Origin of the sequence: Alteromonas sp. W12, assembly GCF_001924945.1 — a bacterium.
GTDB lineage: Bacteria > Pseudomonadota > Gammaproteobacteria > Enterobacterales > Alteromonadaceae > Alteromonas > Alteromonas macleodii.
On sequence record NZ_LQXH01000001.1, the window covers coordinates 938,979 to 963,957 of the forward strand.

At 44.9% G+C, this 24,979-nt stretch carries 23 protein-coding genes and 7 tRNA genes; 18 read left to right on the forward strand and 12 right to left on the reverse strand.

The annotated features are described in order from the left end of the window. Positions 1-73: 73 nt before the first annotated feature. Entirely contained in the window at positions 74-1,339 is a 1,266-nt protein-coding gene (bioA, locus tag AWH61_RS03885; protein ID WP_075176244.1) for an adenosylmethionine--8-amino-7-oxononanoate transaminase, read from the reverse strand. Between the two features lie 98 nt (positions 1,340-1,437). On the opposite strand from bioA, the gene bioB reads away from it, so the two are divergent. From bioB to bioD, 4 genes are read left to right on the forward strand one after another with little or no spacing between them, the layout of a single operon-like run. Then, positions 1,438-2,562: a biotin synthase BioB gene (gene bioB, locus AWH61_RS03890; protein WP_014976059.1), complete on the forward strand. Its 1,125-nt coding sequence runs from the start codon at positions 1,438-1,440 to the stop codon at positions 2,560-2,562. Next, on the forward strand, positions 2,562-3,923 hold the full coding sequence (locus AWH61_RS03895; protein ID WP_075176245.1) for an aminotransferase class I/II-fold pyridoxal phosphate-dependent enzyme: 1,362 nt from the start codon (positions 2,562-2,564) through the stop codon (positions 3,921-3,923). The genes bioB and AWH61_RS03895 overlap by 1 nt, the downstream gene beginning before the upstream one ends. A gap of 2 nt (positions 3,924-3,925) precedes the next feature. Continuing rightward, positions 3,926-5,008: a methyltransferase domain-containing protein gene (locus AWH61_RS03900; protein ID WP_075176246.1), complete on the forward strand. Its 1,083-nt coding sequence runs from the start codon at positions 3,926-3,928 to the stop codon at positions 5,006-5,008. Then, positions 5,005-5,775, forward strand: a complete 771-nt coding sequence (gene bioD, locus AWH61_RS03905) for a dethiobiotin synthase (RefSeq protein ID WP_075176247.1) — start codon at positions 5,005-5,007, stop codon at positions 5,773-5,775. Before AWH61_RS03900 ends, bioD begins: the two co-directional genes overlap by 4 nt. Here the strand turns inward: bioD and pepE are convergent. After that, entirely contained in the window at positions 5,746-6,468 is a 723-nt protein-coding gene (gene pepE / locus AWH61_RS03910) for a dipeptidase PepE (protein WP_075176248.1), read from the reverse strand. The two genes, bioD and pepE, sit on opposite strands and share 30 nt — an antisense overlap. Positions 6,469-6,561: 93 nt before the next feature. Here pepE and AWH61_RS03915 point away from each other — a divergent pair, with 93 nt between their 5' ends. The 4 genes from AWH61_RS03915 to AWH61_RS03930 all read left to right on the forward strand — a co-directional run bounded on the left by AWH61_RS03915 (position 6,562) and on the right by AWH61_RS03930 (position 10,546). After that, positions 6,562-7,038, forward strand: a complete 477-nt coding sequence (locus AWH61_RS03915; protein ID WP_014948910.1) for a low molecular weight protein-tyrosine-phosphatase — start codon at positions 6,562-6,564, stop codon at positions 7,036-7,038. 57 nt (positions 7,039-7,095) lie between these two features. Then, complete coding sequence (locus AWH61_RS03920; protein ID WP_014976065.1) at positions 7,096-8,073, forward strand: FecCD family ABC transporter permease; 978 nt, start codon at positions 7,096-7,098, stop codon at positions 8,071-8,073. Between the two features lie 15 nt (positions 8,074-8,088). After that, entirely contained in the window at positions 8,089-9,024 is a 936-nt protein-coding gene (locus AWH61_RS03925) for an ABC transporter ATP-binding protein (RefSeq protein WP_014976066.1), read from the forward strand. Positions 9,025-9,202: 178 nt separating this feature from the next. Continuing rightward, complete coding sequence (locus tag AWH61_RS03930; protein WP_069944011.1) at positions 9,203-10,546, forward strand: class II 3-deoxy-7-phosphoheptulonate synthase; 1,344 nt, start codon at positions 9,203-9,205, stop codon at positions 10,544-10,546. A gap of 154 nt (positions 10,547-10,700) precedes the next feature. On the opposite strand, the gene AWH61_RS03935 is transcribed toward AWH61_RS03930, so the two are convergent. Beyond that, positions 10,701-11,102 carry a hypothetical protein gene (locus tag AWH61_RS03935; protein ID WP_075176249.1) on the reverse strand — a complete coding sequence of 134 codons (402 nt, stop codon included), beginning with the start codon at positions 11,100-11,102 and terminating at the stop codon, positions 10,701-10,703. Then, the gene (locus AWH61_RS03940; RefSeq protein ID WP_014978804.1) at positions 11,099-11,299 is read right to left on the reverse strand and encodes a hypothetical protein; all 201 of its coding nucleotides are present in this window, start codon (positions 11,297-11,299) and stop codon (positions 11,099-11,101) included. Before AWH61_RS03940 ends, AWH61_RS03935 begins: the two co-directional genes overlap by 4 nt. Before the next feature lie 312 nt (positions 11,300-11,611). On the opposite strand from AWH61_RS03940, the gene AWH61_RS03945 reads away from it, so the two are divergent. Genes AWH61_RS03945 through AWH61_RS03960 form a run of 4 tightly spaced genes read left to right on the forward strand, consistent with a single transcriptional unit; the run spans position 11,612 to position 15,327 of the window. Then, complete coding sequence (locus tag AWH61_RS03945; protein ID WP_075176250.1) at positions 11,612-12,610, forward strand: sensor histidine kinase; 999 nt, start codon at positions 11,612-11,614, stop codon at positions 12,608-12,610. A gap of 4 nt (positions 12,611-12,614) precedes the next feature. Beyond that, complete coding sequence (locus tag AWH61_RS03950) at positions 12,615-13,310, forward strand: response regulator transcription factor (RefSeq protein WP_075176251.1); 696 nt, start codon at positions 12,615-12,617, stop codon at positions 13,308-13,310. Beyond that, positions 13,310-13,966, forward strand: coding sequence for a potassium channel family protein (locus AWH61_RS03955; protein ID WP_014948916.1), 657 nt, complete (start codon positions 13,310-13,312; stop codon positions 13,964-13,966). Before AWH61_RS03950 ends, AWH61_RS03955 begins: the two co-directional genes overlap by 1 nt. Then, positions 13,963-15,327, forward strand: a complete 1,365-nt coding sequence (locus AWH61_RS03960) for a TrkH family potassium uptake protein (RefSeq protein ID WP_075176252.1) — start codon at positions 13,963-13,965, stop codon at positions 15,325-15,327. Before AWH61_RS03955 ends, AWH61_RS03960 begins: the two co-directional genes overlap by 4 nt. On the opposite strand, the gene AWH61_RS03965 is transcribed toward AWH61_RS03960, so the two are convergent. The 3 genes from AWH61_RS03965 to AWH61_RS03975 form a co-directional block, all read right to left on the reverse strand. Then, a complete protein-coding gene (locus tag AWH61_RS03965; protein ID WP_075176253.1) occupies positions 15,324-15,647 on the reverse strand; it encodes a hypothetical protein in 324 nt (107 codons plus the stop codon). The two genes, AWH61_RS03960 and AWH61_RS03965, sit on opposite strands and share 4 nt — an antisense overlap. 65 nt (positions 15,648-15,712) lie before the next feature. Next, complete coding sequence (locus AWH61_RS03970; protein WP_014948919.1) at positions 15,713-15,928, reverse strand: DUF3820 family protein; 216 nt, start codon at positions 15,926-15,928, stop codon at positions 15,713-15,715. Beyond that, on the reverse strand, positions 15,929-17,749 hold the full coding sequence (locus AWH61_RS03975; protein WP_075176254.1) for an ABCB family ABC transporter ATP-binding protein/permease: 1,821 nt from the start codon (positions 17,747-17,749) through the stop codon (positions 15,929-15,931). 324 nt (positions 17,750-18,073) lie between these two features. On the opposite strand from AWH61_RS03975, the gene moaA reads away from it, so the two are divergent. Both moaA and AWH61_RS03990 read left to right on the forward strand, forming a co-directional pair. After that, positions 18,074-19,042, forward strand: coding sequence for a GTP 3',8-cyclase MoaA (gene moaA, locus AWH61_RS03985; protein WP_014976074.1), 969 nt, complete (start codon positions 18,074-18,076; stop codon positions 19,040-19,042). A gap of 126 nt (positions 19,043-19,168) precedes the next feature. Further along, a complete protein-coding gene (locus AWH61_RS03990) occupies positions 19,169-19,696 on the forward strand; it encodes a GNAT family N-acetyltransferase (protein ID WP_014948922.1) in 528 nt (175 codons plus the stop codon). Between the two features lie 45 nt (positions 19,697-19,741). Here the strand turns inward: AWH61_RS03990 and AWH61_RS03995 are convergent, their stop codons facing one another. The 5 genes from AWH61_RS03995 to AWH61_RS04015 all read right to left on the reverse strand — a co-directional run bounded on the left by AWH61_RS03995 (position 19,742) and on the right by AWH61_RS04015 (position 22,026). Beyond that, the gene (locus AWH61_RS03995) at positions 19,742-21,364 is read right to left on the reverse strand and encodes a response regulator (protein ID WP_075176256.1); all 1,623 of its coding nucleotides are present in this window, start codon (positions 21,362-21,364) and stop codon (positions 19,742-19,744) included. 246 nt (positions 21,365-21,610) lie between these two features. Continuing rightward, positions 21,611-21,686: transfer RNA gene (locus tag AWH61_RS04000), tRNA-Val, on the reverse strand. Between the two features lie 37 nt (positions 21,687-21,723). Further along, positions 21,724-21,799: transfer RNA gene (locus tag AWH61_RS04005), tRNA-Val, on the reverse strand. 37 nt (positions 21,800-21,836) lie between these two features. Further along, positions 21,837-21,912: transfer RNA gene (locus AWH61_RS04010), tRNA-Val, on the reverse strand. Between the two features lie 38 nt (positions 21,913-21,950). After that, positions 21,951-22,026, reverse strand: a tRNA-Val gene (locus AWH61_RS04015). A gap of 889 nt (positions 22,027-22,915) precedes the next feature. Between AWH61_RS04015 and gltX the strand changes: the two genes are divergently transcribed. The 4 genes from gltX (at position 22,916) to AWH61_RS04035 (ending at position 24,886) form a co-directional block, all read left to right on the forward strand. Continuing rightward, positions 22,916-24,325 carry a glutamate--tRNA ligase gene (gltX, locus tag AWH61_RS04020; protein ID WP_014948924.1) on the forward strand — a complete coding sequence of 470 codons (1,410 nt, stop codon included), beginning with the start codon at positions 22,916-22,918 and terminating at the stop codon, positions 24,323-24,325. Between the two features lie 85 nt (positions 24,326-24,410). Then, positions 24,411-24,486: transfer RNA gene (locus AWH61_RS04025), tRNA-Ala, on the forward strand. A gap of 92 nt (positions 24,487-24,578) precedes the next feature. Beyond that, a tRNA-Glu gene (locus AWH61_RS04030) sits at positions 24,579-24,654 on the forward strand. 156 nt (positions 24,655-24,810) lie between these two features. Continuing rightward, positions 24,811-24,886 (forward strand) — tRNA-Glu (locus AWH61_RS04035). Positions 24,887-24,979 lie beyond the last annotated feature (93 nt).

Genomic DNA, 24,979 nt, shown 5'->3' on the forward strand with positions numbered 1-24,979 from the left:
CCAATTGACGTCAACTGGTGGTTCAAAACTCATATTTCACCCAAGAAGATAGTTAGCGTAACAATCTCACACACTATTTCAAGGCGGTGTAAATCGCATGGGTCAGCTTACTTAACTGCTCGGAAGATATAATGTAAGGAGGCATAATGTATACCAATTTCCCGAATGGCCGTATCCACACGCCATGTTTCACAAAATGGCGTTGAATTTCGGCAACATTGACGGGATTTACCGTCTCGACTACCCCTATAGCACCTAACACCCGTACGTCAGCGACTCGCGGCAAGTCTGCACATTTTGCCAATTCGGTTTGTAATTGTTTCTCAATGACAGGGACTTGTTGCTGCCAATGATTTTCGTTAATGAGCGACAGGCTGGCATTGGCCACCGTGCAGGCTAACGGGTTGCCCATGTAGGTTGGACCGTGCATAAATACGCCTGGCTCCCCTTGGCAAACCCCTAAAGCCACGTCTTCGGTACACAAGGTCGCGGCCAGTGTCATATAACCACCCGTAATCGCTTTACCCAAACACATGATGTCAGGCGAAATACCTGCATGCTCGCAAGCGAAGAGCTTACCTGTACGGCCGAAGCCAGTAGCAATTTCATCGCAAATTAAAAGTACGTCGTAGGTATCGCAAAGCTGTCGGCAGCGCTTTAAGTATTCGGGGTGGTAAATACGCATGCCTCCCGCGCCTTGAACAACAGGTTCTAGGATAAGGGCTGCCATCGTGTGGTGATGCTTTTCAAAAATCTCTTCAAGTGGAAGAATGTCATCTTCGCTAAACGTTTGGCCAAAGCGAGTTTGAGGAGCGGGCGCAAAAATCTGCTTGCTTAGTACACCCTCAAATAAACTATGCATGCCGTTAACGGGATCGCACACGCTCATTGCAGCGAACGTGTCGCCATGGTAGCCATTGCGCGGCGCGACAATGCGTGACTTCTCTGAGCGCCCTTGACACGCCCAATACTGAATCGCCATCTTTATCGCAACTTCAACAGACACTGAGCCAGAGTCTGCTAAAAATACACGCTCTAAACCTGCCGGCACCATGTTCAGTAACGATTTACACAAATCTACCGCCGGCTGGTGGGTAATACCGCCAAACATAACGTGAGAAAATGCGTCAATTTGCTTGTGCGCAGCATCGTTGAGTACAGGATGGTTGTAACCGTGAATAGCTGCCCACCAGCTAGACATGCCATCTACTAGCACTTCACTTGTGGCCAAGGTAAGTTCAGCGCCTTTTGCACCAACTACTTCATAGCAGGGAAGGGGATTAACCGCCGAGGTATAAGGGTGCCAAATGTGTTGTTTATCAAATTCTATATTGTTCACAAATTAACCGTTAGTAAAGGTTTTAAATTGGTCAGAGTTGACAACTCGATATTGGGGCATAGACTAAGCCAGCAATAATAATTAGTAAAGGACAGTCAATGACGCTGGCTAGTGCGCCTTCTGCGCAAACGACAACTATTCGAAACGATTGGACCAAAGCCGAAGTCGAAGCTTTGTTTGCCATGCCATTTAACGATTTACTGTTTAATGCCCAAGTGGTGCATAGGCAGCATTTTAATCCGAATGAAGTGCAGGTTAGCACGCTTTTGTCGATTAAAACCGGTGCTTGTCCTGAAGACTGTAAGTACTGCCCGCAAAGTGCTCGGTATGATACGGGCCTAGAGAAAGAGCGCCTGCTAGAAATTGAAAAAGTTATCCAGCGTGCGAAAGAGGCAAAGCAAGTAGGCTCAACCCGTTTTTGTATGGGAGCTGCTTGGCGAAACCCACGCGACAGAGACATGCCTTACATTTTGAAAATGGTTGAAGAGGTGAAAAGCTTAGGCTTAGAAACCTGCATGACGCTAGGTATGTTGACCCGCGATCAAGCTGTGGCCTTAAAGCAAGCGGGCCTTGATTATTATAATCACAACCTTGATACCTCTCCGGAATACTACGGCGATATTATCACGACCCGTACTTACCAAGACCGATTGAATACGTTAGAGAACGTGCGTGCTGCAGGTATGAATGTTTGCTCTGGGGGAATTGTTGGCATGGGAGAAACGGTGAGCGATCGGGCTAGTATGTTAGTGCAATTAGCAAACCTTCCTGAGCAGCCTCAAAGTGTACCTATTAATATGTTGGTTAAAGTAAAAGGTACGCCACTCGATAGTGTAGAAGACTTGGACTATTTTGAGTTTATCCGCACTATTGCCGTTGCTCGTATTATGATGCCTAAGTCACATGTGCGCTTGTCGGCAGGCCGCGAAGCAATGAACGAACAAATGCAGGCGCTTTGTTTTATGGCAGGCGCGAACTCTATTTTCTATGGCTGCAAGCTGTTAACCACGTCAAATCCAGATACCCATGAAGATGTAATGCTGTTCAAAAAGCTTGGTATTAATACTGAGCGTACAAGGGATTACTCAGACGAAGCACATCAACAAGTGTTAGAAGAAGAAATTGCCCAGCAACAAGAACAAGCCGACGACAGTAACGACTTGTTTATTGATGCAACCAAGCCTAAGGTAGCGCCAAAGAAACAGCATTTAACGGAGGCGTAATGGCCTTTCACTGGTTAGACGATTCGCTGAGCGCGCGTGCCGAGCAAGGCTTGCTGCGCCAGCGCCACTGCCAACAATACGAAAAAGACAGCATTATTTGTATCAACGGTGAGCACTACCTTAATTTTTCAAGCAATGACTACTTAGGCATGCGCCAGCATGAGGGTGTATTGCAAAGTTGGGTTGAGGGACTAGCGCAATTTGGTGGTGGCAGTGGTGCATCGCCTTTGGTAACTGGGCACACACAGGCTCATTTGGCGCTAGAAGCCTACATTGCCGATGGGTTAAACCGAGAAGCTACGCTGTTGTTTAACTCTGGCTTTGCCGCCAATCAGGCACTGTGCATGGCACTTTTTCCTCACATGTCTCACCCTAATAAAAGCGCGAGTGCGGGTCATATTATTGCCGACAAGCTCATGCACGCTTCGTTTTTAGAGGGGGCGCAATGTGTATCTGACAGCGCTAAGCTTCGCCGTTTCAAGCATAACGATCTAAGTCATTTAGAGAGCCTGCTATCGAGCGTTTGTCAAAGCCAGGTGCCCGATGCGGTTGGTAATTCTGGTGCAAACCAGCAAGACACTCTGATTGCCAGTGAAGGTGTGTTTAGTATGGACGGTGACGTAGCGCCTTGTGAAGATATCGCTGAACTGGCCGCTAAATATAATGCATGGTTCATGTTAGACGATGCACACGGTATGGGTGTATTGGGTGAAAACGGCTTCGGCACAGCAGAAGCACTAAACTTAAGCCAGCAACAAGCGCCTATTGTTATGGGAACATTTGGCAAAGCAGTGGGCACGGCCGGCGCCTTTATTGCGGGAAGCCAAACCCTAATTGATTATCTGGTGAATTTTTCTAAACATTATGTGTATTCCACTGCCATGCCACCAGCACAAGCGGTCGCGACGTTGTACTCTCTTACACATATCGCCAGTGATACTGCCCGCCGCGAAACGCTGCATAACAATATCGCCTATTTCAGAGACTCGTTTCAAAAACGTTTTGGACAGACACTCAATTCAAGCGAGAAAGACAAAGCACCAATTGAAATCACTTTGGGGCAATCACAAAGCGCGATTCAGCCTATTATCGTTGGTAGCCCAGAACGTGCAATTGCACTAAGTGACGGGCTAAAACAGCGCGGCATTTGGGCAACGGCTATCAGGCAGCCTACTGTACCGAAAAACCAAGACAGGCTGCGTATTACGCTTACGTCAAATCATTCATCACAGGATATTGACGTATTGCTTGATGCCCTAGAGCTTTCACTTAATAACTTTCTGTTAAGTGAGACTGCAGTAGAAAAAGAATCAGACAGCGCTGTGAATACTCCTGACTCTGTAAGTAAAAAAGAGATGTAACGATGTCACTAAGTCCCGCTATAAAAGCTGCTATGTCGGCAGAATCGAGAAGTCTCTTCGACGGTAAGCTGTCGCGTGACGCGGCGCAGGCGGCTTTTAAGGCAAACGGGGCTTTTACGTCCGAGACATCATTTGAATCTGAGGGGGCGACCAACGCTAAAGGGACTCTCACAGTTAAAAGTGCTTACCCTTCTGATTGCTCTTCCAAAGCTGCGGCACATTTGAATGCTGAGGAAAACGCTAAGACTGAGAGCTATGTTACAGCTGAAGGCTCTATAACAACTAAAGGCGCTGCAAAAGCTGAACGCAATGATACTACTCCAGCAATTAACGAGCAGGACGTGGCACATCGTTTTTCAAAAGCAGCCGCGCAGTACAACAGTATTGCAAGTGTTCAGCGCATTATTGCCAAGCAGGCATTAGCGAACTTACCGATAGACCTACAGGGGACGGCTCTTGATATTGGCTGTGGTACCGGAATTCATACCCAAGCGCTTGCAAATAAAGGTGCAGCTGCAACTGGCGTAGACATTGCCGAGGGCATGTTGGCGCAGGCCAGAAAAATGTACTCTGACCCCATTTTTATTCAGGGTAGTGCTGTTGATTTGCCTTTCTCTGATAGCCAATTTTCAACCGTATTTTCATCTATGGCGCTTCAGTGGGTTAGCGATACTGGGCTTGTTGCTAATGAGATAGCGCGAGTGCTTGAAAAGAGTGGTATTGCCGAGCTGGCGATTATGGTGGCGGGTTCATTTAGTGAGCTTAAAACGGCGCGCAAAGTAGCGCAGCTTCCACAGGCCGAAACCTATATGCCAACAACCGAACAATGGGTAAATGGTTTTAAGCAGTCGGGCCTTTCTTTGCAACGAGTGATTACTAAGGACTATGTCGATACTCACTGCGATATTATGTCGCTATTGCGCTCTGTGAAAGGGGTGGGGGCAGGTGAGACCGGCCGAAAACAACCGCCGCTCACCCGTCGAGATATTAAAAAATTAGCTATGGCTTACAGCAATATGAGCGGTGTAGAAAGTAAGTTACCGCTTACCTACCGCGTGAGTCATTTTAGATTGGAAAAACGATGAAGCAGTATTTCATTACCGGTACCGACACCGAAGTAGGTAAAACCTATGTTACCTGCCAACTACTACAAGCTGCGCAAAAATCCTCGTTAAGCGCCATCGGCTACAAGCCTATTGCAGCCGGATGCGAACAGATAAACGGCGAGTGGGTTAACGAAGATGCGCTAAATATTCAGAAAGCGTGCTCCAAAATACGCACAAATAAAGCCATTAAAATTACAGATAATAACCAGCTAAAAAGCGCAAATGAAAAAAACGAAGAAAGTGGACAGACACTTCCTTTGCATCAAATAAACCCAATTGCACTAAAACCGGCTATTGCACCACATATTGCTGCCCTTGAAGAAGGTGTTGCGTTAACGTTAGACGGAATAGCTAGAGGGCTTGACGAACTGCACGCCTATCAACCAGATCTTTTGTTAATGGAAGGTGCAGGTGGGTGGCGTTTACCGCTAACGGTAGGTGATGAGTATACGCCCACTTACTATCTTTCTGATGTCGTGAAAACACTCAAAATGGATGTGATTTTAGTTGTAGGCATGCGTTTGGGTTGCTTAAATCACGCGCTATTAACGGCAGAAGCAATTCGCGCTGATGGACTTACCATTAAAGGATGGGTTGCGAACGACATCACGGGTAACATGACGCGATACCAAGAAAATCTGCACTCTCTTAAAGCCATGTTACCCGAGCCGCTACTGGCAGAAATTCCCTACCAAGTAGCGCCTAATGATGAGGCGCTATTCGCCGCTATCAAGCAAATAAGTTAAATCATCACCTGAATGAATTGATGTTTTTTCTTCACCTAAAAAGATAAAGCCGTCTTTTTCACCCACTAGGGTAAGTTGATTATGAGTAAGGCGCAGCGCTGTGCCTTCGCGAATAGCAACTACTGGCGTGGTTGGATTAAGCGTGGTGAACTCTGCCAGACGTTGGTCGCGGGTTTCGCCATTGTGGCCCGGCGGCTGATAATCGGTGTAGTGCGGGTTTAACTGAAACGGCACGATATCTAGTGCATCAAAGCTAGGCGGCTCGATAATGGGCATGTCGTTAGTGGTTCTAATTGATTGACCACAAATATTCGAACCCGCACTCCAGCCAATATAAGGCGTACAATCGGCGATGGCGTGCTTTATTGGCACAATAAGCGCGTTTGCATAAAGGGTAGAAAGCAAGTGAAAGGTGTTTCCACCGCCTACAACAATGGCTTGGCCGTTTTTCTTTGCGTTATTTACAGCGGCAACCGGATCTTCAACGGTATGTAGGCCCGTAACCTTGCACTCTGGCAGGGCGGTTGCAACGGCGTCTACATAGCTATCGTACGTTTGAGTGACGGCGGCATAAGGAACAAATAGAAGGTCGCGAATTTCGCCTAAGTGTGCAAAAATAAGCGCTCTAGCGTGCTCTAAGTAAGCCTCGTCGCCTTGACGTGAGCTACTTAGCATAAGTACATGTGCGGTCATACTAACTCCACAATTTTTCTGACGGCGTATCATACGTGAAACTAGGCATAAAGTTTAGTCGCGCTCCGTCACTGCGTTGAAATAGGATTTTGAATGAAACAATCTACATCGGTGTTGTTCGTGTGTTTGGGTAATATTTGTCGTTCTCCAACCGCAGAAGCCGTGTTCAAACACAAGGCTGCACAAGCCGGATTAAATATTGAAATTGACTCAGCGGGAACCCACGGCTATCACATTGGTAACCCGCCCGATAAGCGTTCGCAAGCCGCAGGCGTAGAACGAGGCTACAGTTTCAAAGGGCTAAAATGCCGACGTGTGGATGAAAGCGACTTTGAGCGATTTGATTTCATTCTTGCCATGGATAACAGCAACCTTGCTAATTTGCACGGTATGTCGCCTAGCCAGTACCACGATAAAATTAAGCTGTTTCTTGATTTTGCAAATGCAGACGATAAAGAAGTACCTGATCCATATTATGGCGGCAAGCGCGGCTTTGAGCTGGTGTTGGATCTTATCGAAGAAGCGTCGGACGGTTTGATTGCGCATATTAAACAAACCCAACAACAATAAACGCAAATCATATTGATAAACCATCTCGAAAGCCCACGTTGAGAACCCGTATTGACAATGACAGGAACTAAACGCACCGCCGTCACTTTGGTTGTAATAACAGTACTTTTGTCACTCGTCATAGGTGTGGTAGGGATTGTTGGCGTGACAGGGCTGTCTGATACGGCGGCTGAACTAAAACAGCATATTATTGTTCAGCTTCAAATACCGCTTATTCTCACTGCGTGTTTAGTAGGGGCGGCACTGTCTACAAGTGGCGCTACATTGCAAGTAGTACTGCGAAATCCCCTGGCAGATCCGGGAATTATTGGGATTACGAGTGGCGCAAGCTTGGTTGCTGCGCTTTTGCTATTGCTCACCCCACAATGGGCTACAGCGTACCTACACTATTTACTGCCTTTGGGATGTTTTATTGGTGCGTTGTTATCTACATTTATTATCTACCGCTTAGCCAGAAAACTGTTGGGCTCCTCTACGGCTGTTATTCTAGCGGGTATTGCCATCTCTACTCTTAGCGGCGCCGTTATAGCGTGGCTTTACATGTTCAGCGACGCTAATGCCCTGCGCAATCTTACTTTCTGGTTAATGGGTAGTTTGTACCAAACTAACTGGTTAATTTTGTCAGTGGGCGGCCCGTTAATCGCTGTTGCTGTCGCATTACAGCTTTATTTCGCCGGCGATTTAAACAAGCTCTATGCTGGTGAACTTGCAGCAAAAAGTAGTGGTGTGGATGTGGAGAAACTCACTGAGCGCGCACTCATTGTCTGTGCTATTGCTGTAGGTACTGCGGTGTCTATGGCAGGCTCTATTGCTTTTGTTGGCTTGTTAGTACCGCATATCTTACGTTTGATCATCGGGCATAATAATCGCTATTTGTTGCCGTTAAGTGCATTGAGTGGTGCAAGTCTGCTGATGCTGGTTGCGTTAAGCTCTGAAATGACCCGTGCCATTACGCTTCCGGTGTCTATGGTAACAGCTACGTTAGGCGGTCCATTATTAATTTGGGCATTAGCTAAAGGTCAAATAAAAGGGTAGTGGAGGGGAAATGAAATGACGACAAACAATTTTAGACCCCAGCAACGCCCTGATTCTGGCAGCAATGAACGAATAAATGCTAGTGAGCAAGACACCATAATTACTAACCCTAAGCAAAACGTTAGCGTTAAAGATGACGTTGCTGATTGCAATAGCCCAGCGAATAGCCATAACCTAGCAGATAGTCGTACCGTTTTAAGCTTACAGAATGTAAAAGTGGCATCGCGACTTTCGGTGGAAGGTTTACGTGCAAAAAAAGGCGAGTGTGTTCACATTATAGGGCCAAATGGGGCAGGGAAATCAACGCTGTTGCTTACCCTTGCGGGCCTTATTGACGCTGATGAGGGCACCGTCATGCTGCTAGGCAAACCAATGAACGATTGGTCGCTGGCAACACTTGCGAGTGTGCGCACCTTATTAGCGCAACAAAGCGAAAGTGGTTTTCACTTGACGGTAAAAGAGTACCTAAGCTTTTATGCAACAGCACAGCAAGATGAACTAATTCCTCCGGTTTTAGAAAAAGCACTCGAAATATCGGGTTTCTTGAACCAAATTGTCACCCAGCTTTCTGGCGGTGAGCGTCAGCGAGTAGAAATTTGTCGTTCGCTTTTGCAAATATGGCCGCAGTTAGAGCGCGGAGAGGGGGTAGTGCTTTTAGACGAGCCATTGCAAGGACTTGATATAAGGCATCAATATGCACTGGCTAGTTTGGTAAAATTCCTTTGCGATAAAGGGAATACCCTTCTTATGACGTCTCACGATATCGCGCTTAGTGCCAACTATTGCGATAGTTTATGGCTTATGCAAAAAGGTCGTATGGTAGCGTTCGGTAAGCCACAAGAGGTGGCCACGCAAACAAACTTAGAAAGTGTGTTTGAATGCCATTTTGCTATAAGCAAGCACGATAACTTTCTAGAAATTCAAGTTTGCGCACCTATTTCCCTAGAATAAATGTGGTAAAGTGCCCCCAGCATTTTTTTAGATTCACATTTTCACATTAAACTGATTAGAAAAAAGCGCTACAGACGCACTGTTAAGCGCGTTACAGTCTTTTTATTCGAAGCGTCTAGCTTCAATAAATATTTTCAGTAAAACGTTTGCCCTACGTTTTTTATTCAGGAGAACACCGTTGAGTAATTGGCAAGTAGACAGTTGGAGAAATAAACCTATTCTTCAGCAACCAGAGTACGACGATAAAGCACGTTTAAAAGAAGTAGAGCAAACATTAAGTTCTTATCCACCGCTTGTATTTGCTGCTGAAGCCCGCGAGCTAAGACGCCAGCTAGGTGAAGTCAGCTTGGGTAAAGGCTTTCTTTTACAAGGCGGCGACTGTGCTGAGTCGTTTGACGAATTTAATGCGCCTAAAATTCGCGATACCTTTAAAGTTATTCTTCAAATGGCCATTGTGCTTACCTTTGCTGGTCGTTGCCCGGTAACTAAGGTTGCCCGTATGGCAGGCCAGTACGCCAAGCCGCGCTCATCAGATTTCGAAACCCGCGGTGGCGTGACTTTGCCAAGCTATCGTGGTGATATCATCAATAACTTCGAATTTACCGAAGCGGCCCGTCGACCAGATCCTGACCGTTTGTTGGAAGCCTACCATCGCAGTGCGTCAACACTGAATTTACTTCGCGCGTTCGCGCAAGGTGGTTTGGCCGACCTTCATGAAGTTAACCGCTGGAACATGGCGTTCGTTGAAAACAATCCGCTTAAAGAACGTTATTCTGATATGGCCAACCGTATTCAAGATACCCTTGAGTTTATGGATGTTATTGGCATTAACGCGCAAACCAGTTCTACGCTGCACGAGACCTCACTGTTCACGTCGCATGAAGCATTGCTGTTGAACTATGAGCAGGCGCTAACACGCATCGATACCCTTACCGGTAAGCCTTACGATTGTTCGGCTCACATGGTGTGGATTGGCGAGCGTACCCGTCAACTTGACCATGCGCACGTTGAGTTTTTCCGTGGCATTCACAACCCAATTGGTGTGAAAGTGGGGCCAAGCATGCAAGAAGACGAGCTTATTCGTTTAATTGATGCGCTTAACCCGCTAAACGACCCAGGACGCCTGACCCTGATTACGCGTATGGGCGCCGATAATTTAGCCGACAATTTGCCACGCTTATTGCGTAAAGTGAAAGCTGAAGGCAGACATGTAGTGTGGAGTTCTGACCCGATGCATGGCAACACGTTCTCGGCATCTAGCGGCTATAAAACCCGTAACTTTGATGCAATTTTGAAAGAAATTAAGCAGTTCTTCCAAGCTCACGAAGCAGAAGGTACTCACGCAGGTGGTATTCACCTTGAAATGACCGGTCAGCACGTAACGGAGTGTACTGGCGGCGCTTATGAAATTAGCGATGAAGACTTAGCGCAAGCCTACAAAACGCAATGCGATCCACGCTTAAATGCAGACCAAGTACTTGAAATGGCATTCTTGGTGGCTGATCATTTGCGTAATGCGTAATGCGTAATGCGTAATGCGTAATGCGTAATGCGTAATGCTCAAAGTAGCCATTATCGCATTGGCAATTTAGAAAAACGGCATCGTTGAGATGCCGTTTTTTCGTTTTAAACATTAGCCAGTTGTTAGAGCTTACACTCTTCAAAATTTTTACTCTTTAAGCTCTTGATGTGATTTTTCTCTCAACAGTAATGGCTAACAGCATAAACTGATAGCCGAACACCGAAAACAAAACATCAAAGCTATCAAATGTTCGCTCTTCCATCCCAAGCTGCATAAGCTCATATCCTATAACGCCTAATGCGCAAAAGAGCGCGGTAAGTTTTTTATTGCCATTCGTTACAGCGAAAGCAAAAGAACAGGTTATGGGAACCGCCAAAAAGTTGGGTGCAGCGTTAAGTATCAAATTACCATTATCAGTTCTCAGCTCCATCGTATGTAGATAGGTAAAGTAGCTACATAGTGCGAGACCGCCATAATAAACGACATTAAAAAGCCATTTACCAATCGCTTTGGACTTTACATAATGGCTAAAAAAAGAAACGAGCACGTTTGTCACGACTTACCAAGTATACGTCTGTTCCAATAGTTTATGCTCGACCTCGCTGAGGCGATACTGTTTTCAATATAGTTGTCGATCCCTTGCTTCCCACCTATGCTGTCATACACGTACGAACCTAATACTCCAAACCCCACACCAATTAGGTAGTTCCCACCGCTTACTTGCTTTACTTCATGGTTAGTTAGTTCTTTCATTGTTACATTCCTTATATATTGCTTTGTTTGGTTGAGTTTCCAAGCAACGTTACATATCGTCGCAAGTGAAACTTATCAGTGGGAAAGGGGAAAATCTCCTGTATCCAGGGCTAGTTTTTATTTTCTGTTTAACAGATAGAAGCCGCAGACTGTCTTAATACAATGGGAAGGCATTTAGTTGTTTAGCTCCTGAATAAAGGGGCTAGGTTCATCAGTTCTCTCGTTAGTTCATTAGACTTTTACCTAAATTTTACGCGTATATTTGAGGTTAGGTTGATATGCTCGTTGTGTTGAAGTAAACACGATTGACCTATGACCCAATTTAAACACGGTTTCTATACACTCTTTATTATGGCTGTGGCTATTTTAGGGTGTTTAGCACTTAGTAACTGGTTACTGCCGCTTGGCGGTATTCTGCTCATTCTACAGCTTGCGTGTGCCATTGTGGCGTTAACGACCTCAAGGTTTTACGGCTTGCTTGCAGGGGTAGCTGGAGCACTGAGCTTTAATTATTTTTTCACCGAGCCTTTGCACTCATTTCAAATTGCAGAAGTTGAAGACAGCATAAATTTTGTCGTTTTCATCATTGTAGCCATCCTCATTAGCGAGCTTGCTGTCTACGTCAATTCTCAACAACATGCACTACAGGTTGTTAAAACACAATCTAGTGTCCTGCGATCTGTGTCCCACGATTTGCGTACGCCGCTCTCTACCATTATCGGTTCTGTTGAAACCTATATGACATATCAAGATAAGCTTGATGACATTGAGAGACAGGCACTGTTAGAAGGGGTTCACGATGAAGGTAAACGCCTTTATGTTTACGTTGAGAACCTGCTTCAAGCCACACGAATTGAGCATAACGCGTTAGCGCTAAATTTAACCCATGTAAACCTGACTGCCTTTTTAGTTAACCTTGAAAGTCGTATTAACAGTGGACGACTAAAAGTGATCAACAACAGTGACAGTCGCGGTATAACTGTGTCTGAATCACTGTTTGAACAAGCTTTATTTAACGTAATTGATAATGCCCTTAAATTCAGCGATGACAGTGTATTGCTGATGGTTAGCCACTCTGATGGAGAGTTTAAGTTTCAAATAGCCGATAAAGGCGAAGGGATCAGCGATGAACAGCTAAAAGCGCCAATACAGCTTTTTCAAACCAGTCGTCGCAGCGATAGTGGAAAAGGCGGCATTGGCTTAGGGCTAAGCGTAGCAGCAGGCATAGTTCACGCCCATAGTGGTGCTATCAAGCTGTCGAATACCACACCAGGCCTTCTCGTCAGTATTACAATTCCAAAAAGGGATTAGCGCAATGAGCCACACCATTCTACTTGTTGAAGATGATGCGAATATTCGTCAGATGCTGAGCATTGCGCTAGGTGCAGAAGGCTACCTTTGTGTTGAAGCTGCTTCGGTTCGAGAAGCTCTGTCATTGTTTAATCAGCACCGTCCTGACCTTGTCATACTCGATTTAGGGTTACCTGATGGTGAGGGGAGTGAAGTACTTAAACGCATAAGAGAATCTAGTCGCCTGCCAGTGCTCGTGTTGTCTGCAAGAGATCAGGAGTTAGACAAGGTCGACCTGTTGTCCCGGGGGGCCAATGATTATGTTAGCAAGCCTTTTGGGATCAGAGAGCTTGTCACTCGGGTGAAAGTACTGCTTAGAGACTTCAATCCTGTGGTTGAGCCCACAACGCCCACACGACAGATTGGCAAGATAGCATTGGATATTACCGAGCGACGGCTGCTCGTTGAAGGCGAAGTTATCGCGCTCGCCCCAAAAGAAGTTCAGCTTCTTGACGAGCTCACAAAACAGCCTGGGGCGTTTGTTAGTCAGCAAGAATTGTTAAGAAGAATATGGGGTCTGCATCACAGTGAAGATACCCACTACATCCGCGTTCTTGTAAGACAGCTAAGAAAGAAGATAGATCCGTTCGAGAAAGATTTAATAGAGACAATGCCTAAACAAGGCTACCGAATAGCGGTTGATAAACCGGAGGCTAATTAATGTCGCACTTTAGTGTAATTGGGCTTGGCAAGTTTGGCTTAACGGCCAGTTTAGAGTTAATTCATATGGGACACACCGTTACAGGAATTGACCAAAGTGAAAAGCTGGTTGAACAGTATGCAGGTGAGTTTACACAGTGCGTTGTGTGTGATGCCAGTGATGAGCGTGCACTCAAGGAATTAAACTTGTGTCAGAGCGAAGCCGTGCTTGTTGCTATTGGCGAGGATATGCAAGCTAGCTTACTGTGTACGTTAGCACTAAAAAACTTGGGCGTAGCCAATATTTGGGTGAAAGCTAATAGCTCTGCTCACCACGCTATTTTATCCAAGCTGGGTGTGTCGAAAATTATTCATCCTGAAGAAGAGATGGGAGCAAGGGTGGCGCAAGCGCTTAACTACCCAATGGTTAATGACTACTTGGGTATAGGGCACGGCGTTTATATCGTTGATGTCATTTTGTCTGATCACTTTTCTTCACAGCGCTTAAAAGACGTGCTGTCCGTCGGTAAGGGGCAAGTCTCTTGTTTGTTAGTTAAGCGAGGTCACCAGCTACATCATAATCCATCGTTAGATTTTGAAGTTACTTCGAAAGATACCGTTATCCTCTGCGGCCATAGAGAGAACCTTGTTAAAATAGCGCCTAGGCTAGCACAATGAACAGATGGGATCCTGGCTACAGACCGATAGAGCGCTCGCCTAAAGGTATCAACAAAATTCAGGTAGGGCCGCCTCTTATTCTCTCTCTAAGCTTTGTGGCGGTGATTTTCTTAGGCACCGTTATCCTAAAATTACCAATGATGACTCATGAGCCCATCTCGTGGATCCAAAGCCTATTTACTTCCACATCGGCGGTGACAGTAACGGGTCTTGTGGTAGTCGATACCGGTTCTGTTTTTACAACAGTTGGACAAGCGGTGATTGCGGTTTTAATCCAGCTGGGGGGCCTAGGGTTGATGACGTTTGCCATCGTCACGCTCATTGCCTTAGGAAGTAAAATCAGTTTCTTGCAGCAATCGGCAGTGAAGGAGGCGTTTAATCAAACAGATTTATCAACGCTTGTATCTACAGCAAAGTCGGTACTGATTTTTGCCTTCTTCGTTGAGTTAGTGGGTTTTTGTATTCTGTCGGCCTACTGGATGCAGGAAAAAGGAGTAAGTGAAGCGTTATTTCACGCGTTTTTTTACACCATCTCTGCGTTCAACAACGCAGGGTTTGCATTAAGTGGGGATAGTCTTTCCGCCTATGTGGGAGACCCGGTTATCAACATCACTATTTCTGCATTATTTATTATTGGTGGTCTCGGGTTTTCCGTTTGGATAGAGCTTCATAAAAAGCGCAGATGGCAACGCATCTCTGTGTATGCCAAGACAATGATATTGGGTACGCTAATTGTCAATGTAACCGCCTTTTTGCTTATCTTTGTTATTGAAAGTGATAATCCTGCAACCTTGGCGAACCTCGATACTCAAAGCGCATTATGGGCATCTTGGTTTCAAGCCGTTACTCCAAGGACAGCCGGCTTTAATACGCTGGATATAGCGTCGTTAGAAGATCCAACAACAGCACTAATGTTGTTGTTAATGTTTATCGGCGGGGGCTCAATGAGTACCGCAAGCGGTATAAAACTGATGACTTTCATCGTTTTGATCATTGCCGCATACAACTATATTCAGCGGGGAGCTGCGCCACGACTCTTTGGCAGAACAATTTCAAATGACACTATCAGCAAAGCGCTAGCGCTTACGATGATTTCCATAGGTATTACGTGGATAGCTATTTTTCTTTTATTAATGTCAGAAAAAGCTGACTTTTTGGATATCGTTTTCGAAGCGGTTTCTGCTCTTGGGACCGTGGGTCTTTCCAGAGGGTTAACTGGCGAGCTGTCAAACAGTGGTGAGTGGATCATTATCTTACTGATGTACGCGGGTAGATTAGGGCCTTTAACATTGGCTTATTTTATTGCCAGCCCTCGAATAAGCCGCATTAAATACCCAGAAGCTAAGCTAGCAATTGGTTAACCTGCAAAAATAGCGGCTCGTTCATCTTCACTTAAAATACCGACGAAGATGGTTTCTCTTCTTAAGTTGGCTGTGCGCTCGTCGTCAGCCAAAAGAAGCGCCTTAAATACGTCTGGTTGATGGCGAACCTCAATTATTCCTTTCCAAAGAAGGTAGCTTCCATAGCGCATCATTTTGTTGTGATAACGGGTTTCTAATGTTTTTTCGACTTCTTCGAATAGTTCTGGTTGCAACATCAGTTTGTCGGCAATGGCATTATGTATTTTTTTGATACGTTCGTTTACGTCACTTCGACGTTGCTTTCTGGGTCTTGCTAGCATAAATCTTCGTGTGGTTAGAGTTTACTCATTTTGCCATTAGGGGACGGTGAGTCCCCTTGTGATTGCTAGTCATCATTTAATAGCGGTTCTACAACAGACTCTAAGCCGTTTAGCTTAATTTCATACATTAAAGCGAGCTGTTCACCAAGCTTGTTTTCTGGAAAGCCTTGCTTGTGAAACCAGACCAAATAGGGTTCAGGTAAATGAAATAGGCGTCTTCCAGCGTATTTGCCAAAGGGCATCACTTGGTTAATAGCGGCTTTAATAAGCGTTGGATCCATTTACTGATTACCTTTTGTCTTGGGATTTTCGTTGAGGTCTTCATCTTCACGTTGTTGTGCTTGCCATAGTGCTGCGTATTCACCACCTTGCTCAAGCAAATAAGTGTGTGTCCCTTCCTCTACAATGGTACCGTTTTTAAGTACAAGGATCTTGTCGGCATCAACAATTGTGGACAGTCTATGGGCGATGACTAAGCTGGTGTGTCCCTTAGCAGCGTCGCGAAGGGCCGCTAATATCGCGCGTTCTGACGTGCTGTCTAACGAGCTGGTGGCTTCATCAAAAATCATGATTGGCGCGCCTTTAAGTAAGGCCCTTGCGATAGAAACGCGCTGCTTTTCGCCACCAGACAGTTTTAGGCCTCGCTCACCTACCGTTGTGTCTAGCTTTTCAGGTAGGCTTTCTACAAATGCTTCAAGATGCGCGAGTTTGATAACTTGTTTAATGTCTTCATCGCTGGCGTCAGGGTTACCGTAGCGAATGTTCTCCAGCAAGGTAGTGTTAAACAGCACCGTATCCTGAGGGACAATGCCGATATGTGAACGCAGACTTTGTTGCGTAACCGATGTGATGTCTTTTCCATTTATCGTGATGTCGCCCTGTTGAGGCTCATAAAACCGAAAGAGTAGTTTCATCAGCGTTGATTTTCCCGCGCCGCTTTCACCCACTACCGCTACTTTTGAGCCTGGCGGTACATCAAAGCTTAAGCCGTTAAGTATCTGTCGATTATCAGTGTATGCAAAATGAACATTGTTAAATCGCAGTGCAGGGTTCGCACAGGTTAATTCTGTAGCGTCGTGGGCATCTTTTATGGCCGGAGTTTGGGCGAGAAGGTCAAACAACTTATCGATATTCGCAAGGCTCCCTCGAATTTCACGGTACACAAACCCCAAGAAATTTAAGGGCATAAAAATTTGCATAGTGAACGCGTTTATCAAAACAAAGTCACCTATGGTCATCTCGCCATTCATGACGCCAAAGGCGGCGTTTGCCATCATAGATGTCATGGCGATAGCGATAATGGCAGCTTGGCCGCCATTCAATGCAAATAGCGACAAGCGGTTTTTTCTTCGTGCCTTTTCCCATGCAGCTAAATCCGTGTCGTAGCGATTGGCTTCAAAGGATTCGTTGTTAAAGTATTTAACGGTTTCAAAATTTAGCAGGCTGTCTACCGCCCGGGAATTGGTGGTCGAGTCAGCTTCATTCATCTGAGTAACAAAGCGAGTGCGCCAATCCGTCGCTTTCATCGAAAAGCCAATGTAAGCCACCACGCTAACTACAATAATTAACGCGAAAGATACGCCAAACTGAAACAAGAGTAAGCCTACAACAAGAGTGATCTCTAATAGGGTAGGAACAATATTAAACACCATAAAACGCATAAGGAAGCTTACGCCGTTGGTACCGCGTTCTATATCTCGTGACAATCCGCCTGTGCGTCGATTTAAATGAAAGCCCAAGTCTAAGTTGTGCAAATGTTTAAAGACTTTTAGGCCAAGGCGGCGCATGGCACGCTCTGTAACCCGCCCAAATAGCGTATCGCGTACTTCGCCGAGCAAAACATTCAGTAAACGCAGTGTTCCGTAGGCAACGATAAGGCTGATAGGTACCGCTAATGCAAGCGTGGTTAGGTCGCCATTTAAGCTATCGACAGTGTATTTCAATACATAGGGTAGGCCGATACTGGCAAGTTTTGCTGCTACTAGGCAGAGTAGAGCAAGAAATACACGGTGCTTGAACTCTAGGAGATAAGGCCAAAGCTGTGAGAGAACGTGCCATTTAACAGGTTCGTCGACATTGGTAGGAAAACGGTTTTTTCTCATTTTATAGTGTGCTTTATTATTGTGTTTACAGTGTTATGAACGCGCTGATTTAAAAAATCGCTTTTCGTAAACGTTGTAATAGATATTGAGCTAACCTGCTCGTGTAGGGCGATTTTCGCTTTTTGAAGTACGTTTTGAAATAGGCTAGAGATTAAAATGGTCTTATTTATAGCGATGAATGTGTTTAATTTTGGTTTCACCGCGCGTACACTAGAGGTAGTTTAATTTAGTTACCTTGTTATTTACTCAATGTTTTACTGGCTTTTGTTAGATTGAGAAAGCCGTGAATTGAATGACTAAGCAGCACAGGATTAAGGAGTTAGTTTGTTAGAAGATAGTTTCGGTAGACAGTTTCATTATTTACGTTTGTCAGTGACCGAAGCGTGCAACTTTCGTTGTCAGTACTGTTTGCCAGACGGATATGAAGGCCCGACGAGCGATCAGTTTATGACGCTAAACGAAATTGATACCTTGCTCAAAGCGTTCGCTAAGCTAGGTACGTCGAAAGTGCGCCTAACAGGCGGCGAACCAACGCTGCGAAGAGACTTTCTTGATATTTTACAGCTAACAAGTAATACGCCTGGTATCGAACGTGTAGCGATGACAACACATGGAGCGCGAATGGAAAAGTTTGCGCATCAGTGGAAAGAAGCAGGGTTACACCAAGTAAATGTAAGTATTGACAGTTTAGATCCCCGTCAGTTTGCCGCTATAACAGGACAAGACAAGCTTAAAGCTGTACTTAGAGGGTTAGACGCAGCGATTGATGCCGGCTTAGACGTGAAAGTGAACTCTGTCTTACTCAACGATTTTTCCGATAGCCGTCTCCATAGGTTTCTTGCTTGGCTAAAAGATATGCCAGTAACGCTCCGGTTTATAGAGCTAATGGAGACAGGCGACTTAAATCAGTTTTTCAATAAGCAACATCAAAGTGGTACGCCGCTAAAAAGTACGTTGTTAGACATGGGCTGGCAGCCTTTGTTGCGTAGAAAAGATGCGGGGCCAGCGCAAGAGTTTTACCACCCTGACTATGCCGGTAAAATTGGCTTAATCATGCCTTACAGCAAAGATTTTTGTAAAACTTGTAATCGACTACGTGTTTCTGCCCCAGGAAAGCTTCACCTATGCTTGTTTAGTGAAAACGGGATAGACATGAGACATCTTCTTGCCACTGGAAATGTGGATGAAGTGGTCGCTTTTTTACAAGATGTGCTCGGCCAAAAACACGAAACACACTATTTGCATGAAGGTAAAACGGGGGCAACCAAGCACCTTGCCATGCTGGGAGGCTAGTTAATTGGCTCTACGTTAAAGGAAAATGTAGGGCAAAAAATATATCGAATAAGTTTGGTTTGTTGTAAAAATGAGCTATATTCAGCGGTGTAAGTATATTAAAAATAATAACGATAAAGGAAGTATATGCATATCAAGGACAGTGCGCGTCTTTCCTACCATTATATCACCGAACAAGACGCAGACTTTTTATGGGAGCTCGACCAAGATGAGCTTGTCATGAAATATATCAACGGTGGCAAGAAGTCTTCTAAGGAAGATATTCGGGAAATCTTTGTTCCTCGTTTCCAAGCCTATTCCAATCCAGCTCTAGGGTGGGGACTGTGGCGCGTGGAAACGCTAGTCGAAAAGGAAAGCATTGGTTGGATTTTGGTTCGACCCTTTGGCTTTTTTACTCAACACCCCGAAAGTGACAATATGGAACTAGGGTGGCGTTTTAAGCGCCATACGTGGGGCAAGGGCTACGCAACAGAGGCTGCGGAGTCTGTTAAAGAGGCGCTGTATGATATAGGTGTTGAAAAATTCTCTGCTATTGCTAATCCGCAAAATAGTGCGTCTATCAATATTATGAAAAAGCTAGGAATGACGTTTAGTCACGAGCTTGAGTATAAAGACAAACTCTATCACGAGACAGTAGTCGTCTACTCTAATTAAGTAAGCGTATTGGTATAAGAAGGGCGAGGGGAATAACTGACGTTATCATTCGCTCTTTAGAATGCTTTTCACGTTCTCGTAGCGAGAATACTGATCTTCTGACAAAGCTGCCGACTCGAGTGTTTCTCTGCATTTTTTGATGGCCGAAAGGGTGTCGGGAAGCATAGGCGCGTTAGCTTTTCGGGCCCTTACTATTGCTTGAAGGTAGTTAAGCGCAATAGAGGGATTTTTAGGCATAACGCGGAACGCTTGAGCAAATGTTGTGTAAGACTGTTCTAAATTACCTCGTTTATACTGCGCAACGGCGGTGTTGTTAAGTATTTTAGGGCTTAGCGTAATCGCCTCTTTTTCTTCTTTCTCTTGTTTTAAGTAGGTGGCCATGAGGTTTAATTCATCGTTCTCCTCATCCTGCCTTGATGAAATGGCGTCTAAGATCGCAAGGGACTCTTTCTTCATTCCTACTTCATGAAGGGCTTTGGCTCTATCAAGCAAGGCTTCTGTGGAGTGGTGTTGGGCATGATCTGTGTGAAAATCTGACAACAGCATTTGTGCTTTCACTGTGTCGTCTTTCAAATAATGAAGACGCGCGTCAATCACCGTCAGCTCATCGTTTAAGGCTGCTTTCGGGTGAGCCTTTTTCAGCTGTCGCAAATACTCATTAGTTTGTTTAACTATGCTGTTTACGTGTTCGGGCTCAGATGTCATAGCAAAATCAACACCCGCTCTTGCGGCAGTTAAATAAATATCTGGCTTGTCATGGATAGAGTCTTTCGCGTAGCGGACCACCTTTTTAGCGCTGTTAAACTGACTTTCGTAATCATGGGTGATCCGCGCTAAATTTATCGCTAACTTATGTCTAGCAATGTTTTGAGGGGAGATATTGCACGCAAGCGATGTACACTCCAGCGCTTCGTCAAAAGCTGACTGCTTAATTTGCAGTTTGGCGAGTAAGTCATAGGCCTCAAGCGCAGAGTCAGGTCGCATTGCTAACTGGATAACTTCTCTTTCGGCATCGTCCAATTCATTGAGTGCCAACAGACTCTTCGCGATCCCCATTTTTGCCCAGCTAAAATCTTGAACGTTAATTATCGATTCAAAAAAGGCTACGGCTTCTTGAAACCTTTCTGTGATTATCAATAAATCGCCTTTAATCTTCATCGCTAGCGGAAAGTGTTCGGCTTGCTCAGGCTGCAATAAAAAGAACTCAACTTCAGCCAGGGCTTTTTCGTAGTCCTTTTTATCCATGAATGAATAGATATTCTTTAGCGCTTTTTTCCTTGATAAAACTCTGGAAAGTCGCCTGTCTAACTCGTTAACCGAAAAGGGCTTAGCGATAAACTCATCCGGCTGTAACTCTATGATGGCGTGGACGACTTCTGCTGAGGTATCTGCACTGGTGAAGATGAATGCGCTGGTAAGAGGTAGTGATTGAGTTTCGTTTAGTTGCTCAAGTAAAAAATAACCGCCTTGTTCAGAGCGCAAATTATAAGAGCAGATAATGGCGTCATAATCATGTTCTTGCAGTGCGGAAAGGGCATGAGAGGGCCTATCAACATAGTTCATGTTCTTGAAACCTAACTGCTCAAGTGCATAGTGCATATGGCTTTTCGCCAGCACCTGGTCTTCAGCAATTAACAACTTAGTATTTCTAGCTAAGTGTAGTTTCATCAATTAGTTGCCTCTGAAACATGAGAACCCTTATTTTTCTTACCATATCACGGTAAGTACACCTTAAGTATAGTTCTTTATGGAGACTATCGCATAATGGAAGCTGCTCGTAGCTGAATTTCAGTACTGGTTATTGATAATGATTGCTGGATTTGGTGTAGGAGTAGCCAAAATGCTTTAACGTGACAACGACTAAGACAGAGTTAGATTGTTGTGTTTCTAAAGATTGAGATATATTGAGAGGGATGGTGGACGCTACTGGGCTTGAACCAGTGACCCTCGCCTTGTAAGGGCGATGCTCTCCCAACTGAGCTAAGCGTCCGTATTTTTAATTTCACTATTTAACCACGGTGAGGAAGTGGTGGACGCTACTGGGCTTGAACCAGTGACCCTCGCCTTGTAAGGGCGATGCTCTCCCAACTGAGCTAAGCGTCCATATTTTTTATTTCACTGTTTAACCACGGTGAGGAAGTGGTGGACGCTACTGGGCTTGAACCAGTGACCCTCGCCTTGTAAGGGCGATGCTCTCCCAACTGAGCTAAGCGTCCATATTTTTTGATTTCACTGTTTAACCACGGTGAGGAAGTGGTGGACGCTACTGGGCTTGAACCAGTGACCCTCGCCTTGTAAGGGCGATGCTCTCCCAACTGAGCTAAGCGTCCATATTTCTTTAAAGCTTGCCTAAGCAAGTGGGGCGGTATTATAGAGTCGGTTCCGTTAGTGTCAACAATAAAATTAAAGAAAAATGACTGTGTGCCCGAATTTTAGACACTCTGGCTGCATCTTAACTAAATTGATGAAAAGAACAGCGTTTTTAATCGCGTTTTGAATCCATCGATAGACAAAAACTGCAGCGTGGGTTTACACGAAAAAGCTGGAGCTTGGGTGGACAGACACTCGCTTCTTACTAAGAGTTGAAATAGAGGTTGGCTGGAATTGAAGTGGACAGTCACTTATTTACCACAAACATATAATTAAATTGGCCTCGCACAATGGGGCTTCGCACAATGGACACACACTCATTTTTTAAAAGAAGAAGTGGCAAACAAGAGCAAAGTGGACACCCACTTTTTTTTTCGTAGCTAAACGCTAGTAAACCTAACCAAATAAAAGTGGTGCTTACTTTATTCTTGAAATATCAATTGAATTACCAAGTGGACAGTCACTTATAAAACACGAAACGAAAAAAAAAGGAGAGAAGGAGAAAGGACAGACACTCACGTAAACCTGATAAAGTGCGTGCAGAATCTTTTTATTTAAAGTACCTGGTCTTTTCGGACACCCACTTACTTTTTTGAAGCTATTATCGGTTCTGTCACTCTCTGATCATTGGACTTTTTTGAGTGTGTGTCCACTTCAGTAAGAAATGAATTTTGAAAAAGTGGGCTTCAACAATAAGTGTCTGTCCACTTTATAGCTCACTTTCTTCGTACCATCTAAACTACTTCAAGAGATTTCTTTTTCCTTCTATTCTTATCTTACTTTTGAAGTCGCGCTTACACTGGTAGAATGCGCCCAACTTTAGAAATACATTAACAATAGAGAGTGACCATGTCGGTTGTTACACGATTTGCACCCAGCCCAACAGGCTATCTTCACGTTGGCGGCGCACGAACTGCGCTTTATTCTTGGCTTCTTGCTAAAAGCAAAGGCGGCGAGTTTGTTCTTCGTATTGAAGATACAGATATCGAGCGTTCAACTGAAGAAGCAAAGCAGGCCATTCTAGACGGAATGCAATGGTTAGGTTTAACGTGGGATACGGGGCCAATCTATCAGACTGAGCGGTTCGATAGATATAAAGAACTTATTCAGCAGCTTTTGGATGAAGGTAAAGCGTATAAATGCTTTATGAGCTCTGAAGAGTTAGATGCGATTCGTGAAGCGCAAAAAGAACGTGGTGAGAAGCCTCGCTACCCAGGTACGTGGAGAGACAGAACGGATCATCCAGAAGGTCAGCCTTTTGTTATCCGCTTCAAAAACCCTCTAGAAGGTAAAGTGGTAATCAATGATCACGTGCGTGGAAAAATCGAGATTAGCAATACTGAGCTAGACGATCTTATTATTCAGCGCTCTGACGGTACCCCTACATATAACTTCTGTGTAGTTGTTGATGATTGGGATATGGGTATTACTCACGTAGTTCGTGGTGAAGACCATATTAATAACACGCCACGTCAAATCAATATTCTTGAAGCGCTTGGTGCACCAGTTCCAGAATATGCTCACGTTTCTATGATTTTGGGTGATGACGGCAAGAAGTTATCTAAGCGTCATGGCGCTGTAAGCGTGATGCAATATCGCGATGATGGTTTCCTACCGCAAGCTGTGCTTAATTACCTTGTTAGGTTGGGGTGGTCTCACGGCGACCAAGAAATTTTCTCAGTTGATGAAATGATTGAGAAATTCAGCTTAGATGCCATTGGGCAATCTGCATCGGCATTTAACACAGAAAAGCTAATCTGGTTGAATCAACACTACATTAAGACATTACCAGCAAGTGAAGTTGCGTCACACGCTAAATGGCACTTTGAAGAGTTGAATGTTGATTTAACGACAGGCCCTGCGCTCGAATCTATTATCGCTATTCAGGCCGATAGAGTAAAAACGCTTAAAGAATTAGCTGAGATTTCTACGTACTTTTATCAAGACTATGAAGATTTTGATGCGAACGCAGCGAAAAAACACCTTCGTCCAGTCGCTCGCGGCCCATTAGAGCTTGCTAAAGATAAATTAATGGCAATTGAAGAGTGGAACCCAGAAAATATTCAGGCTGCTATAAATAGTACAGCCGAAGAATTGGAAGTGGGCATGGGGAAAGTAGGTATGCCGCTGCGTGTAGCTGTGACAGGTGGTGGTAATTCACCGTCGTTAGATATCACGTTGAATCTTATCTCAAAAGAGAAAATTGGCGAGAGAATCGACAAAGCGCTTACTTTTATAGCAAACAGAGAAAATTCATAAAAAAAGCGTTGACATGACAGGGGGGGATGCCTAGAATGCGCCCCGCTGTCACGGAACAGTCACACAAAATGACTGGTACCATGATGGGGCCATAGCTCAGCTGGGAGAGCGCCTGCATGGCATGCAGGAGGTCGGCGGTTCGATCCCGCCTGGCTCCACCAAGTCACATTGAGATGTGGTTTGATATAGGCTGAAGTTGTTAACGCAGCTTCGGACTGAAAATTCGAAAACTTAGTTTCGAAGAAAGAATTCAGTCCCCTTCGTCTAGAGGCCTAGGACACCGCCCTTTCACGGCGGTAACAGGGGTTCGAATCCCCTAGGGGACGCCATATTATCGCGTCACAGTCGATTAAAACTGTGAAATAGGCTGGAGTTGATTAATCAACTTCTGACTGAAAGTTTCAGTAAGGAAAGGTCGCTCAGTTCGCTGACTCACTTTTCCTAACTGAAATCTCGAAAGCGGTGCTTTCGACAGAAGATTTTCAGTCCCCTTCGTCTAGAGGCCTAGGACACCGCCCTTTCACGGCGGTAACAGGGGTTCGAATCCCCTAGGGGACGCCATTTTATCGCGTCACAGTCGATTAAAACTGTGAAATAGGCTGGAGTTGATTATTCAACTTCTGACTGAAAGTTTCGGTAGGGTAAGGTCGCTCA